General features: G+C 61.2%; 12 protein-coding genes. 7 read left to right on the top strand and 5 right to left on the bottom strand.

The genetic code is table 11. From position 1 onward, the window contains the following. Positions 1-3 precede the first annotated feature (3 nt). The 3 genes from IMCC21224_RS16435 to IMCC21224_RS16425 are packed head-to-tail and all read right to left on the bottom strand — an operon-like array spanning position 4 to position 4,724. Complete coding sequence (locus tag IMCC21224_RS16435) at positions 4-768, bottom strand: enoyl-CoA hydratase/isomerase family protein (protein ID WP_053079011.1); 765 nt, start codon at positions 766-768, stop codon at positions 4-6. Next, a complete protein-coding gene (locus IMCC21224_RS16430) occupies positions 765-3,164 on the bottom strand; it encodes a xanthine dehydrogenase family protein molybdopterin-binding subunit (protein ID WP_047996260.1) in 2,400 nt (799 codons plus the stop codon). Before IMCC21224_RS16430 ends, IMCC21224_RS16435 begins: the two co-directional genes overlap by 4 nt. Then, positions 3,165-4,724 (bottom strand): UbiD family decarboxylase, encoded by a 1,560-nt coding sequence (locus IMCC21224_RS16425; RefSeq protein WP_047996259.1) that lies wholly within the window; start codon positions 4,722-4,724, stop codon positions 3,165-3,167. Positions 4,725-4,841: 117 nt separating this feature from the next. Between IMCC21224_RS16425 and IMCC21224_RS16420 the strand changes: the two genes are divergently transcribed. Further along, a complete protein-coding gene (locus IMCC21224_RS16420; RefSeq protein WP_047996258.1) occupies positions 4,842-5,624 on the top strand; it encodes an IclR family transcriptional regulator in 783 nt (260 codons plus the stop codon). Between the two features lie 42 nt (positions 5,625-5,666). Next, a complete protein-coding gene (locus IMCC21224_RS16415; RefSeq protein WP_047996257.1) occupies positions 5,667-6,338 on the top strand; it encodes a dienelactone hydrolase family protein in 672 nt (223 codons plus the stop codon). A 76-nt stretch (positions 6,339-6,414) separates the two neighbouring features. On the opposite strand, the gene IMCC21224_RS16410 is transcribed toward IMCC21224_RS16415, so the two are convergent. Further along, the gene (locus tag IMCC21224_RS16410) at positions 6,415-6,966 is read right to left on the bottom strand and encodes a VOC family protein (RefSeq protein ID WP_047996256.1); all 552 of its coding nucleotides are present in this window, start codon (positions 6,964-6,966) and stop codon (positions 6,415-6,417) included. 98 nt (positions 6,967-7,064) lie between these two features. Here IMCC21224_RS16410 and IMCC21224_RS16405 point away from each other — a divergent pair, with 98 nt between their 5' ends. Together IMCC21224_RS16405 and IMCC21224_RS16400 are read left to right on the top strand one after the other, a co-directional pair. Then, complete coding sequence (locus IMCC21224_RS16405; protein ID WP_047996255.1) at positions 7,065-7,826, top strand: helix-turn-helix transcriptional regulator; 762 nt, start codon at positions 7,065-7,067, stop codon at positions 7,824-7,826. A gap of 188 nt (positions 7,827-8,014) precedes the next feature. Further along, on the top strand, positions 8,015-10,252 hold the full coding sequence (locus tag IMCC21224_RS16400; protein WP_053079010.1) for a calcium-binding protein: 2,238 nt from the start codon (positions 8,015-8,017) through the stop codon (positions 10,250-10,252). A gap of 171 nt (positions 10,253-10,423) precedes the next feature. Here the strand turns inward: IMCC21224_RS16400 and IMCC21224_RS16390 are convergent, their stop codons facing one another. Next, positions 10,424-11,164 carry an SDR family NAD(P)-dependent oxidoreductase gene (locus tag IMCC21224_RS16390; RefSeq protein WP_047996254.1) on the bottom strand — a complete coding sequence of 247 codons (741 nt, stop codon included), beginning with the start codon at positions 11,162-11,164 and terminating at the stop codon, positions 10,424-10,426. 190 nt (positions 11,165-11,354) lie between these two features. On the opposite strand from IMCC21224_RS16390, the gene IMCC21224_RS16385 reads away from it, so the two are divergent. The 3 genes from IMCC21224_RS16385 (at position 11,355) to IMCC21224_RS16375 (ending at position 13,625) form a co-directional block, all read left to right on the top strand. Continuing rightward, the gene (locus tag IMCC21224_RS16385; RefSeq protein ID WP_047996253.1) at positions 11,355-12,011 is read left to right on the top strand and encodes a GntR family transcriptional regulator; all 657 of its coding nucleotides are present in this window, start codon (positions 11,355-11,357) and stop codon (positions 12,009-12,011) included. Between the two features lie 99 nt (positions 12,012-12,110). Further along, positions 12,111-13,103 (top strand): tripartite tricarboxylate transporter substrate binding protein, encoded by a 993-nt coding sequence (locus tag IMCC21224_RS16380; RefSeq protein ID WP_053079009.1) that lies wholly within the window; start codon positions 12,111-12,113, stop codon positions 13,101-13,103. 75 nt (positions 13,104-13,178) lie between these two features. Continuing rightward, positions 13,179-13,625 carry a tripartite tricarboxylate transporter TctB family protein gene (locus IMCC21224_RS16375; RefSeq protein WP_047996252.1) on the top strand — a complete coding sequence of 149 codons (447 nt, stop codon included), beginning with the start codon at positions 13,179-13,181 and terminating at the stop codon, positions 13,623-13,625. Positions 13,626-13,657: the final 32 nt, after the last annotated feature.

Below are 13,657 nucleotides of genomic sequence, written 5' to 3'. Positions count from 1 at the left end.
CCGTCACCCTTTCGGTACGATGAACCGCTCGGACACGGCGGCCGAATTGGCGACGGCGGCGTATTCGCGCAGTCCCGCAAACCCGGTTTCGGGCACGAGGTTCAAAAAGCGTTTTACAGTGGCCAGCACCGTCGGACTGTTGTCAGCCAGCCGGGCGCGCCAAGTTTGCAGGCTGGCCTCCATCCCGGCGGCCGTGCAGATTTCGCAAGCCAGACCCATTTGCAACGCCGTCGCGGCGTCGATGCTCTCGCGGCCATAGATCAGACGTGCCAGCGCCGCGCGCGGCAGCCGACCGGCCAACGCCGCGCCGACCAGTAGCGGCGGAATATCTCGGGCCATTTCGGGGATGCGGAAATCCGCGCTGTCATCCGCCAGCACGATGTCGGCCAGCCCGGCCAGCGCGCAGCCGACCCCATGGGCGCGCCCGCGCACTGCGGCGATGACCGGCAGCGGCGTGCGGCGCACAGTGTCGTAAAAGTCCAGCACCGGATCCGCGACGCGGCTCCGGATCTGCTCGGGTGTCTTTGGTCCGGCATCCTTTGGCATCGGTGACACGCGGCCAGCGCAGAAATCCGCGCCTGCGCCCTGTAGCACGATAAACTTCGCGCCGTCGGGGGGCGCGGCGATGGCATCGGCCAGTGCATCGGTCATCGCGGCGGTCAGTGCATTGCCCGCGTCCGGTCGGTCGATCACGATCTCAAGACCGCCATCGTCGGCCAGCGTGATGCGGATGTCGCCAGTTTCTGTTGCACCTGTCTCTTTGGTCATGTCTGCTCCCCTCTCTTGCCTGCGGCGGCCTGAATGGCCTCCCAGACCCGTCCCGGCGTTGCGGGCATGTCCAGATGCGTCACCCCGAGCGGCGTCAGCGCGTCGATGATCGCGTTCATTGTGGTGGCCAGCGCCGGGGTGATCCCGCTTTCGCCGCCGCCCTTGACGCGCAGCGGATTGCCTGCGGTCGGGTCTTCGACCATATCGACCGCAAAGCTTGGCATGTCGGCGGCGCGGGTCATGCCGTAATCCATGAAGCTGCCGGTCAGCACTTGCCCGGTGTCGGGATCGGTGAACGCCGCCTCGGACAGTGCTTGGCCCGTGCCTTGAACGATGCCGCCATGGACCTGACCGTGCAGGATCAGCGGGTTGATCGGCTGGCCGACGTCGTCGATCGAGGTGTAGCGCGTGATCGCGACCTGCCCGGTTTCCGGATCTACCTCGACCTCGCACACCGCCGATCCCGTGGGATAGGCCGGCATCCGCCCGGTAAAGCTGGCGCTGGCGGTCAGCGGTCCGGCCAGATCATCCGGCAGATCCGCTGTCTCGGTCAGCCTTGCCACGTCAAACAGGCTCAGCGCCTCGTTGCGCCCGTCGATCCGGATCAGCGCGCCGTCCCACTGAACTGCGGCCTCTGCCGCGTCATGGACATGCGCCGCGATGGCGCGGGCGCGCTCAACAATCCGCGCCGAGGTTTCCACCATCAACGCCCCACCCAGCCGCATCGAGCGGTCGGAATGTGACCCGCCCCCCGACACAACCCGCCGGGTATCGCCCGAGATCAGCCGCACCTGGTACGGCGTCACGCCCAGCCGGTCAGCCATCACTTGGGCAAAGCTGGTCTCGTGCCCCTGTCCAGTTGATTGCGTTCCGGTGACCACCTCGACCACGCCGTCAGGCAGCACCGTGGTGTCGATACGTTCGTGCGGGATGCCGACCGGGCTTTCGATATAATTGGCCAGCGCGATCCCGGCCAGTTTGCCACGTTGGGCAGCATCAGTGTGGCGGGCGTCAAAACCAGCTATATCTGCCAGTTCCTGAACCTGTGCCATATTGGCTGCAAAATCGCCGCTGTCATAGGTCAGGCCCATGGCCGTGGTATAGGGCAGCGCCGCTCTTGGCACCAGATTGCGGCGCCGGATCTCAAGCCGGTCCAGTCCCAGCTTGCGCGCGGCAAGATCCAGCATACGTTCCATCGTGTAGGTCGCTTCGGGCCGACCGGCGCCGCGATAGGGTGCGGTCGGCACGGTGTTGGTCATCGCCCCGCGGATGCGGACCCCGGCGGCTGGCACGTGGTAGACCGTGGTCATCACGCGAAAGCTGTTGGCCATCGGCACAAAAGCCACCGTATAGGCACCGACATTGCCGGTCATCTCGCACGAGTAGCCCAGAATGCGGCCATCGCTGTCCAGCCCCATCCGGGCGCTATAAATCAGATCGCGGCCACCGAAATCGGTCAGAAAGCTTTCCGACCGGGTCGAGGTCCAGCGCACCGGACGCCCGAGCCGCCGCGCGGCAATGGCAAGGATCGGCTGTTCCGACGACAGGTTGGTGCGCGGGCCAAAGCCGCCGCCGGTGTCGGGGCATGTCACCTCGACCCGGTCCCGCTCCAATCCGAGGGCGGCGGCGAGTGTGTCACGCTGGCGCACCGCGCCCTGACTGCCCGCGATCATGTGCAGCAGGTCGCTGGCGGCGTCATATTCCACCACGACCGACCGTGGCTCCATCTGCGCATTGACGATCCGCTGATTGGGAAAACGCTGCTCAATCACGCAAGGCGCGGCTGCAATCGCGGCCTCGGCAGCAGCGCGGTCACCGAATTCCGCGCGCACGGCGCAGTTGCCGGGGATCTGCGGGTCGACCAGCGGCGCGCCGGGTTCCAGCGCCGCCTCGGCTGAGACGACAAAACCGGTTTCCTCGTAGTCCACCGCCACAGCCTCGGCGGCGTCAAGCGCCTGATGCAGCGTTTCGGCCACCACCAACGCCACCGGTTCGCCGGGATACCGGACCCGGTCGACCGGCATCGGCAGATGGCCAAGGTCGATCACATGGTTGCCGTCATCACCACCCAGGGCCCGCCGGGTATGGTCGCGGGCATCGGCCGGATCGGCGAAATGGCGCAGCGGCTGGCCGCCTTCGTCCAGATAATCCTGGCCGGTGATGACCGCCAGAACACCGGGCATCGCGGCGGCATCGCCGGTGTCGATCGACAGGATTTGTGCAGCGGCATAGGGCGAGCGGACAAAGATCCCGATCGCCTCGTTCGGCAGGTGAAAATCGTCGGTATACCGGCCCTTGCCGGCCAGCAGGCGCTTGTCCTCGAAGCGGGGCAATGCGCGACCGATCCAGGGACGACCGGCGTCAGCGTCGCGGGCAGAGACGTCGCGCGGCGACATTTACGCCGCCCCCCCGGACCCCGACAGGCACCAGCGGCCATCCGCATCCCGGTCCAGCCGTCCCGCCGCGCGCAGCATATCGAAGACGGCAAAGATTTCGCGGCCGTCCTTGGTGCCGATTGCGCTCATCAATTCGCCATAGGTCTTGGCACCCTCGGCCAGAGCCTCTTCTACCGACGCGGCCGAGGACGGGCCAAAGACCGGCGGCAGCGGCACGCGGGCCTCAAGCGTGCGGGCCACCTCGATCGGCATGGTGCAGTCGAACCCGGCCTTGGACCCGACCCGTGCCCCTGCCAAAGAGGGGTCGAGCGGCAGCGTGCGCATCCCCGACTGGATGATGATGTCACGGTCGGCCTGAAGCCGTGTGGCCAGCGCCCAGTCGCATTGACGGTCCGAAAAGATGTCGATGTCAGGATCGAAGACGAACACATGTTTGACGTTGGCCAGCGACCCGAAACAGGCGGCGATGGCGTTGCGCGCTTCGCCGGGGACGCGCTGGCGCATTGACACGCGAAGGTTGAACATGCCGCCCGACGCGGTGGTGGCGTGGACGTTCAGCGGCTCGCGTACAGCGGTTTCCAGTGCGCGCCAGATCGTGACCTCGGTGCGCAGCGCGATCAGCTGGGCGCTGTCGGTCTGGCCCAGGTTCGGCCCCGCGATGGTCGAGGTCTGGAAGATCGGGTCGCGGCGATGGGTGATCGCGGTCAGGTGGAAGACCGGGTTCTGCTTAACCCCGCCGTAATAGCCAAGGAATTCGCCATAGGGGCCTTCGGCTTCGACATGACCGGCGCAATCCAGATATCCTTCGAGGACATATTCCGCATCGGCGGGCACCATCAGATCGTTGGTGACGCATTTCACCACCGGCATCGGCGCGCCGCGCAGCGATGCCATCAGGCCGACCTCGTCCACCGGAATCCGCATCGTTGCGGCAACATGGTCGATCGGGTGCGAGCCGACCACAAAGGCGACTGGCATGTGCTGTTTCTGCGCGACAAAATGTTCGTAGATCGCCTTGAGGTCGCTTGGCGCCACCAGATCGACACCGGCCTCGCGACGGCCACGCACCATCAGGCGACGGATGCCGACATTGGACAGGCCGTTGCGTGGATCGACGACAATATCCATTGAGGACGAGATATAGGGCCCACCGTCCATGCCATGTTGCAGATGGACGGGCAGCACCGAAAAATCCGCCTCTTCGCCGGTCAATACAACCTCTTGCGCCGGGGCCTGTTCACCTGCGACCTCGTGGCTGACCTGCGGTTTGGCGAGCCGACCCATCACCTCGTTCAGCAACCCCGCAGCATCGGTACCAAAGGCGAGTGCCAGCCGGCCGCGGCTACCGGCCACGTTTCCGACCAGACGTCCGCCGACGCCCCCGGCGGCATGAAACATCACGGCCTTGTCAGTCGCCTCAAATTCCGCGGCAACATCGCCCAGCTCGACCGGGTCCAAGAACTCTTTGATTTCGCCCGACATGCGGAGCTGTTGCAGAAAAGTTCTCAGATCGCAGGCCTTTTCATTCAGGCCCGCTTCGCGTCTATCTATAGAATTCATCGTTCCTCCCGCGACGTGTAAAACCTTCATGCGGTGATGAGAGATTCACTTTCGTCAAATTCAGTTGTAGAATGATGAAAAATTTAGTATAGGTCAAGAGCAATCAGGACGGTGAACATGCAAGACGCTAAGAGCCCTGATCAAAAAGATCAGCGAAGGGGAATCCAGTCGGTCGAGGTCGGCTTTGAACTGATCCGTCGTCTGTCGGCGGTACACGGCAAGCTGCCACTCAAGACGCTCGCTGAACGGGCGGGCATGGCTCCGTCCAAGGCGCATCTGTATCTTGTGAGCTTTCAGCGGCTCGGACTTGTCGTGCAGGATGGGGCGACGTCGCATTACGGCCTTGGACCGACCGCGCTGCAGCTTGGGCTGGCGGCGATCAACCAGTTGAATGTGGTTGATCTGGGGCGCGAAATGCTGCCGCAGGCGCTTGAGGAAACCAGTACCTCGATCTCGTTATCGGTCTGGGGTAATCGTGGTGCGACGATTGTGTTCCGGCTGGACAGCGAACTGCCTGTGCCGCTTTCTGTGCGGGTCGGCTATGTGTTGCCGCTGATGTCGACCGCCACCGGGCGCACCTTTATGGCGCATCTCAAGGAACGCGAATGGATCGCCATCGCCCAGATCGAAGACGCGGCCCGCCCCGGGTTGCTGGCGCAGACCCGCAAGGAGTTGGACGGTATCCGTGAGTTGGGGGTGGCGGCCACCCACAACCAGATCCATTCGGGGTTTTTCGGCCTGTCCTGCCCGGTCTTTGACAGCGACAACACGATCTGCGCTGCGATCACCGCGCTTGGCCTAAGCAACGCGGCAGATCTGGGACCGGACGGTGGAATTGCCACCGTGATGAAGCGCGTCAGCCGCGCCATGAGCGAGACACTGGGCGCCACCATCAAGTGAGGCCTGCAATGATCCAAACCACAAGAAAGGAACGGACCAGCAATGGGACAACATATTCAGCTAAGCGCCAAGGACGGCTTTGCCCCCGGCGCCTATGAGGCCACTGCCCAAGGCGCGCGCGCGGGCGTCATCGTGCTACAGGAAATTTTCGGCGTGAACCCGCATATTCGCAGCGTTGCCGACCGCTTTGCGGCTGCGGGTTATGTCGCTGTAGCGCCAGCGCTGTTCGACCGGGTGCAGCCCGGGTTCGAAAGCGGCTATTCCCCCGAGGATGTCGACGCCGCGCGACCGTTCCTCAAGGATTTCAACTGGGACAATGCGCTGGCGGATGTCGATGCCGCGCGCGCGCACCTTGCGGCGCAGGGTCTGAAGGTGGGCGTGGTCGGGTTCTGCCTTGGCGGGTCGCTGGCGTTCCAGTCCGCTGCCCGACTTGACGGGATCAGTGCTGCCGTCAGTTATTACGGTGGCCAGATCGCCCCCGTCGCCGACAAGATGCCGCGTTGCCCGACCATGCTGCATTTCGGCCGCGAGGATCATTCGATCTCGATGGAGAATGTCGAGACAATACGCGAACGCCGCCCCGAACTGGGTATCCACCTTTATGACGCGGGCCACGGGTTCAACTGCGACGCCCGCGCCAGCTATGATGAGGGCAGCGCCAACCTGGCCTGGGCCCGGACCATGACCCTGTTTTCGGATGCTTTGGGCGTCTGACATATCTGACAAAAAGCCCCGCTGTGTCGCAGCGGGGCTTTTCCGGTCGGCGCGGGTCGGCCGATCAAGGCTGACGTCAGGTTGGTTCGGCGATCTTGGCGCGGTCAGCGATCAGCCCGGCCTTCTTTTCCTGCCATTTCTTCAGCCCCTGATGGGCCTCGCGGGCCATCTGCTCGATCTCGCCGGGTTTATCGACCCGCGCGGTGATCTCGAGCCGCAGGCCGTTGGGATCGAAGAAGTAGATCGAGTTGATGAAGCCGTGATCGACGATATCCGTCGTCTCGACACCACACTCGTTCAGACGCGCCTTGTAGGTCAGAACATCCGCGACGGTGTCCACTTCGACCGCAAAGTGCATTACCCAGTCCGGCGTGTTGGGCGACGGTTCCGGCATGTCGTTCCTGCCCAGATCGAAGAAGGCAAAATACGACCCGTCGCCCATTTCATGAAAGAAATGCACATAAGGGCCATATTCGCCGGTGCTGGGCACCCGGTCGGACTGCATGCAGGCGACCAGCGGCAAACCCAGGATATCCTCGTAAAAGGCGCGGGTTTCTTCGGCATCCCGGCAGGGAAAGGAATAGTGATACAGGCCTTTGACATTCGGCAGTTTCGGTTTCAGCGACATGGGTCCTCCTCGCGTTCGCAGTTCGTGTGTGGGGCCAGATATAGGCGACCCACATTGGGGTGGTGTCATCGAAAAACAGGGACAAGAAGGACCGCTGCATGACCGGCTCTGAAAACCTGTCGCGCCTTGTGGCAGCGATCGCGATGGATGGCTTTGGGGTCGCGCTGATGCGTGTGCTGTCCGAGGAACTGGACGCCGACATGTGTTCGGCCTTTGCCCATGGGGACACCCCCACTCTGATCGTCGCCGAAAGCCGCGATGCACGGCATTCGGTATTCGCGCATGTGGCGTCGCTGCGCTACGCCAATGTCTACTGGAACCGCGACACCGCAACCCAGGCCAATCTGGGGCGGGCCCATGGCAGCGTGCTGGTGGCGCGGCGGGCCAGCCGGTCGATTCGGGATCTGGAATACCGCCTGGAATGTTATGGTGCTGGCGAAGTCGGTGATCGTCTGTCGATCATGCTGGGCCAGGGGCCGACCAGCTATACGATCAACGCTTACCGTATGCGCGACCGTACACCGTTTTCCGGCGATGCCATTGATCAGGTCTGCGTCACTGCCCCGATTCTGATCGCGGCGCTGGCACGGCACCACGCGCTGTCAGACGCGGCCGCCCTGCCGTCGCAATCCGGCCTGGCCGACCGTTTGCGTCGCCTGTCGCCCGAACTCAGCACAAGAGAGGCGCAGATCCTTGCCGAGCTGGGAGTCGGTAGCAGCGAGGCCGAGCTCGCCTCGTCCCTCAGCCTGCGGCCGTCCACCGTCGCGACTTACCGCAAGCGGGGGTACGCGAAACTGGGGATCTCGCGGCGGCGGCAATTGCGCGACCTGCTCAAGGACGACGCGCAGCCGGTCAGCTGACAGAGGTTGCAGCGCAGTTTCGCAACTTTTGCGACAGAACCCATTGTTAAACCGCGCCGTTTGGAACCGACCCTATACGGCTGGATAGAATTTCGTCTTCTGTTGCAATTTGATATCCGCCTGAAGACCTAACGCCAGAACCCCTGGAATCCTAAAAAACTCTCACTTGATTGTTTCAGGAGTGAGAGATGCCAACGATAGAAGTTTCCGGAATTGTAGGGGATCAGGCGACCAATGGCATCTTTGGTGGGAATATCCTTGCGCCTCGCGGTTACACTGAAGGCGAAGGCTCTTATTCGGATCTGGTAACGGATCTTGGTGTAACGTCTATGCGTTATCCTGGTGGTTCTCTGACAGAAGAGTATTTTGATATAGCGAACCCGGACGCCACAATTGTTGTGGGAAATGAAAACGGGCTTGAGCAGAGCTTTATTCCGCTGTCTGATTTTATGCAGATGGCGGATGAGGTCGGCGCCAGTGTGACCATCGTGCTTCCGACACGGACCATGTTGTCCAGTCAGGTTGACGCCAACGGCGACCGCCTGCCGGGCTTTGATGAGGAAGAGCTGCGCGATTTTGTCCATGATGTTGTGACCGGCGTCTATGGAGAGGCCGAGGTTGCGGCCTTCGAAATTGGCAATGAATACTGGGGTTCCGGTCGCATGAACTCGATGGAGTACGGCCGTCTTTCGGCCGAGATGTCGGCAGTGATCGACGACGAACTGCGCCTCGTCTCAGACACCATTGGCGCTGCAACCGGCGACGTGGATGTGGTCATCCAGATGGGGACAGATTTTGATTACGCATCGTTGAACGAACATTACGCGGATTGGGACGCTGCTGATGTCGTGGCAGATTTGAATGAAAAATACGACCTCGACCTGGATAGCGACATTATCCGCGGCAATGGTCAGCCGAATTGGTCGGTGATTTCAAACGAAATTATCATGAGCAGCTTTGAAGATGGTGAAATTGATCACATCGACGGAATTGTTTCCCATACCTATTCAAAAGAGCCAGCCGTTTCGGGTCAACGCGGATATCAACTGGATATTATAAACGGCACCTGGGGCGAAGAATATGAAGATTTAGACATTTATGTGACCGAGTGGAATCAGTCTGGCTCCTCTGCGGCATTTGAGCGTGACGAAGATTATGGCCTTTTTCAGGCGCACGAGATGTTAAATATGGTCGAGGAATTCGTCGCGAGCGGCGTTGATGCCGCATACGCCTGGCCGCTTTTGCAGAATTCGGACAATTCTCTGAGCATGGGGTTCAGCCACACTGCGCTGACAGCGCCAGGCGTGATGTTTCGCCTGATGAGCGACACGATCCCAGGCAAGACGATGCTGGACCTTGATCCGGCTTCGGACGCGACCGAGGCGGATTTGGGCGATCTTGACGTTCATGCATTTCACGGCAACGGCGAACTGGTGTTTTTCCTGGCCTCTACAGCAAGCGAGACCGAGGAAACCGAAATCGACCTTGCCAACCTTATCACCGGCTTTGATTCAATGTCTGTGCAGGTGCTGGGTGTTGCCGACGGCGAAGCAGCAGGCAGCAACAGTTCGACCGCTGTGCTGCGCGAGGAGAACCCCGAAGATGTGCACGATAATGGCTTTTTGACAGTGCGGCTGGAGCCCGGAGAGATCATGCAGGTGGTCATCACCGGCATCGCACCGACCGAGGCGTTTCAGGAATACACCGGCATAGTGGAGCAATCGCAAACGCCGGTGTTGCCCGCGCAACAAGAGGCACTTGCCGATTCCGCAGAGGATGACGTTGACGAAGCGCCTGTGCCCACCACGACCCGCGAGGTTGACCTGGACGAATACATCGCACTCAAGCCGTGGCAGCATCACATCAAGGGGCACAAAGGCGACGACACTCTGATCGGCACGCAGGGGGCAGACACGCTCAACGGTGGCAGAGGTGACGATTCGGTGGTCGGCAACGCTGGCGACGACGATCTGCGGGGCCGCATAGGCGATGACACTCTCAAGGGCGGCAGCGGTAATGACCGGCTGTTCGGCGAGGGCGGCAATGACTACCTGAAAGGCGGAAAAGGAGCGGATATCCTGCTGGGCGACGACGGCGACGACACCCTGCTGGGCGGGCAGAACGGCGATATACTTTTGCCCGGAGCGGGCACCAACGAGGTGACCGGAGGTTATGGCTTCGATACCTTTCGATTTTCGACCGAGGAAAATTTCGAGACGACGATCACGGATTTTACGCCGGGTCGCGACACCATTGCGATCGATGGGGGCGTTGATTTCGATTTAGCAGACGTGCGTGTGACCCAGAGCGATGACGGCGAAAACCCGCTGACGACGCTTATGCTTGGGGACGATCAGATCATCCATCTGCAAGGCGAATTTGATGAGGATGACGGGCAGCTCGAAGATTGGGCCACTATCCTCTGAGGTTTATCGAAATTGGTGATCATGCTGTCGCATGAACTCGTGAACGGTGGGGGAGGGGCCTTGACGGGGATAATCCGTCAGGGCCCTTTTTTCATCGGGCCTGCCCGCTGTCAGAATGATACGGCCCGTGGATCAGAACGCTCACAGGCGGCGCAGATTTGGTTGGTTGTCTCAGGTCTCTTGACCGCCATTCACGGCGATCATCTGCCCGGAGACGAACCTGGCCTGTGGGCTTGCCAGAAAAGCGACCATGGCGGCGATGTCGTCTGAAACACCCATGAAACCCGTTGGGATGGCGGCGGCGCGCCGGGGGTCGTCTTCGGACTCAGTATCCTTGCGGATCTGACCCGGAGAGACGGCATTGACGGTGATCCCCTTGGGCGCGAATTCTTGCGACAGCGCCTTGGTCAGGCCCCAGACGCCATGCTTGGCCGCCGAAATGGGCGCGCCTTCGAAATAGCCCCGGATTGCCTTCATCCCGGCAAAGTTGACGATCCGCCCCCAACCCTTGTCGACCATTCCGGGCAGAAACGCGCGGCTGGTGCGAAAGGCAGCGGTCAGCGCGGTGTCGACCACGGCGTGCCAGTCGTCATCAGACATTTCGAGAAACGGTTTGTGTGGGCGCCGCGCCGCGTTGTTGATCAGAATATCGACGCAGCCAAACTGCTCCAATGCCGCGCCGGTCATCCCTGCCAGTACATCCGCCCGCCCGACATCCCCCATGAGGACCAGCGTCTGCCCGCCCGCCTGCTGAACCAGCTCTGCTGTTTCGCGGCAGGCTGCCTCGTTGGTTGCGCCGTTGATCACGACGTTGCACCCCATTTGTCCAAGATGGACCGCAACCGCCCGACCGATATTCTGGCCAGAGCCTGTGACGAACGCCGTCTTTCCCAAAAGTATTTGGTCGGTCATTTGGTCGAATTCCCCGTTTTACCTGATTTTCGCGCCACTTGCCGCACGTGCCCCGCGTCATGCGCAAGCGGTGCCGGGTCGGCTGGTGACGCAGACATTCTTTAGCCTTGGGTTATTTGTCAATCAACAGAATATTGTTGACAATCTACAATTCTAACTGTGTCATGCCACTATGGAAGCACGTCTGAACATGAAAGAGGCCCTGGCCCTGCGGCGACAACGCCCGCTGGTGATGGAGATCCGCGACGAATTGGAGCGCATGATCCTGAACGGCGAGGTCGAAGCAGGCGAGCGGCTGAACGAGAATATCCTTGCCGAACAGCTTGGCGTCAGTCGTGGCCCGGTGCGCGAAGCGGCGCGGTCGCTGGAAAAGGAAGGGTTGGTGACCACGGTTGCCAATCAGGGCGTCTTTGTTCGCAAGCTGTCGATCGAGGATGCACTCGAACTGTATGATCTGCGGGCGATGATGGCGGGCTATCTCTGCGCGCTGGCCGCTGAACGGAGCGATGCAACGACATCCGCCGGGCTGCGCAGTTTTGTTGATCAGATGAACGTGGCAATCGGTACCGGCGACGAGGCGCTCTATTTTCAGCTGAATCTGGCATTCCATGACAGTATTGCGGCTGCGTCCGGCGCGGGCCGGGCCAAGACGCTGTATACCTCTCTTGGCAAAGAAGTGCAGCTGATGCGACTGCGGGTGCTTAGCGGCGCGGCGTCGCTGATTCAGTCGAACACCGAACATGACCTGATCGTCGCCGCCATCGAGAGCGGCGATACTGAGGCCGCACGTCGCCACGGCGCGCAACATCACATGAATGGAAAGGCCCGACTTCAGGCGACGCTCTGAACACTGGAAATCGACAGGGAAAACCCTGTCGTTGTTTGCGGTTCCCGACCTGAGGAGGGGGCGTTCCGCAGATAAGACGACCAAAAAAGGGAGGACACCATGACTATCACTCTGAATTTCAGCGGATCGTGGCTGCGCGCCACATCGCTTGCGGCAGCCATTGTTGCGCCGCTGGCATTTGCACCGGTTGCAAATGCCCAAGTTTACCCGTCTGCGGACGAAACGCTGGACTGGACTATCGCCTTTGGCCCCGGTGGCGGCAACGACATCATGGCCCGCACCATCATTGATATCCTGGCCAAATATGACCTTTATCCCGGCGATATTCGTGCCGAGAACCGTGCAGGTGGTTCGGGCGCTGTCGGCTGGGGGCATCTGTTCGGTCAGTCCGGCGATCCATATGCAATCTCGACTACGTCGGGCAGCTTTGTGACCACGCCGTTGCAGGCGGATACACCGTGGCAGCCTGCGGATTTCACCCCGGTTGCGTTGTTGGCGACCGACGATCTGGTTCTGGTGGTCAATGGATCGTCTGAATACCAGAACATTCAGGAGTTTATCGCCGCGGCCAAGGAACAGCCGATGGCGATTGGCGGCACCGGCACCGTCAATGTGGACTTTATCGTGCCGACTTTGTTTGCCAAGCGCGCAGGGTTCGAATTTGACTATGTCTCGTTCAATTCAATGTCGGATCAGACCACTGCGCTGTTGTCAGAATCGCTCGATGCGATGGTTGGTAACCCGGGCGAGATCCTAGGCCTGATCGATTCGGGCGATCTGCGTCCGCTGGTCTATTCGGGTCAGTCGCTGCCAGCCGCCCTCAAGGGGGTGCCGACGATGGGCGACCTGGGCTATGATATCGGTGTGTCGATGCCGCGCGGTCTGATCCTGGCGCCGGACGCTCCGACCGAGGTGCAGGACTGGTGGATCGCCACGATGAAGAAGGTGGTCGATACGCCTGAATGGGGCGAATACATCAACAGCAACACCCTGACCCCGACGGTGATCTATGGCGAGGATTTCCGGACCTTCCTTACCAATACCAAGACCGGGTTCGAAGAAGTGCTGCGCTCTGTCGGCGCCATCGACTGACATCATCAGAACAATCCGGGGTCGATTGCGAACGTCTCTCGCAGTCGGCCCTGTTTTCAGCGGGATCTCACGCTCATGCGCATCGCCTTTCTGCTTGCCGTACTCGCCGGCGGCGTCTTTTACACCTATATCGCCTTTACCGATCTGAGCTTTCTGACGCGCTCGGGGCGTTTGGGGCCGGGGTTCTTTCCCAGGATCATCGGGCTTTCGATGGTCACAATCACCATCTGGTGCCTGGTTGACGCGCTGCGCGAGGCGCGCGCCGACGAGGAACAGTTCGGCAGTTGGCGCGACGTCGTGATCCTGATTGTGGTGGCGGTGCTTTATGCTGTGCTGCTGCGGCTCTTTGGCGGCTTTGTCGCGACGTTTATCTATCTGGTGATCATGCTGTCGATCCTGAACCGGGGGCGGCATGTGCAGAACGCGGTTCTATCGCTGGTGCTGCCCGTTGCGGTCTATCTGCTGTTTGACAAGATACTGAATGCCAGCATGCCGCCGGCATTGTTCGACCTGCCGATATGAAAACCTAGACCCTCGGCGCGGCCCATGAACGG

The organism is Puniceibacterium sp. IMCC21224 (genome assembly GCF_001038505.1).
GTDB lineage: Bacteria > Pseudomonadota > Alphaproteobacteria > Rhodobacterales > Rhodobacteraceae > Puniceibacterium.
Note: the sequence above shows the minus strand (reverse complement) of the source record. Positions and strands in the feature narration are given on the sequence as shown.

Coding starts and splice junctions, on each gene's coding strand:
- IMCC21224_RS16435 (WP_053079011.1), bottom strand. CDS start 768: ATGACCAAAGAGACAGGTGCAACAGAAACTGGCGACATCCGCATCACG.
- IMCC21224_RS16430 (WP_047996260.1), bottom strand. CDS start 3,164: ATGTCGCCGCGCGACGTCTCTGCCCGCGACGCTGACGCCGGTCGTCCC.
- IMCC21224_RS16425 (WP_047996259.1), bottom strand. CDS start 4,724: ATGAATTCTATAGATAGACGCGAAGCGGGCCTGAATGAAAAGGCCTGC.
- IMCC21224_RS16420 (WP_047996258.1), top strand. CDS start 4,842: ATGCAAGACGCTAAGAGCCCTGATCAAAAAGATCAGCGAAGGGGAATC.
- IMCC21224_RS16415 (WP_047996257.1), top strand. CDS start 5,667: ATGGGACAACATATTCAGCTAAGCGCCAAGGACGGCTTTGCCCCCGGC.
- IMCC21224_RS16410 (WP_047996256.1), bottom strand. CDS start 6,966: ATGTCGCTGAAACCGAAACTGCCGAATGTCAAAGGCCTGTATCACTAT.
- IMCC21224_RS16405 (WP_047996255.1), top strand. CDS start 7,065: ATGACCGGCTCTGAAAACCTGTCGCGCCTTGTGGCAGCGATCGCGATG.
- IMCC21224_RS16400 (WP_053079010.1), top strand. CDS start 8,015: ATGCCAACGATAGAAGTTTCCGGAATTGTAGGGGATCAGGCGACCAAT.
- IMCC21224_RS16390 (WP_047996254.1), bottom strand. CDS start 11,164: ATGACCGACCAAATACTTTTGGGAAAGACGGCGTTCGTCACAGGCTCT.
- IMCC21224_RS16385 (WP_047996253.1), top strand. CDS start 11,355: ATGAAAGAGGCCCTGGCCCTGCGGCGACAACGCCCGCTGGTGATGGAG.
- IMCC21224_RS16380 (WP_053079009.1), top strand. CDS start 12,111: ATGACTATCACTCTGAATTTCAGCGGATCGTGGCTGCGCGCCACATCG.
- IMCC21224_RS16375 (WP_047996252.1), top strand. CDS start 13,179: ATGCGCATCGCCTTTCTGCTTGCCGTACTCGCCGGCGGCGTCTTTTAC.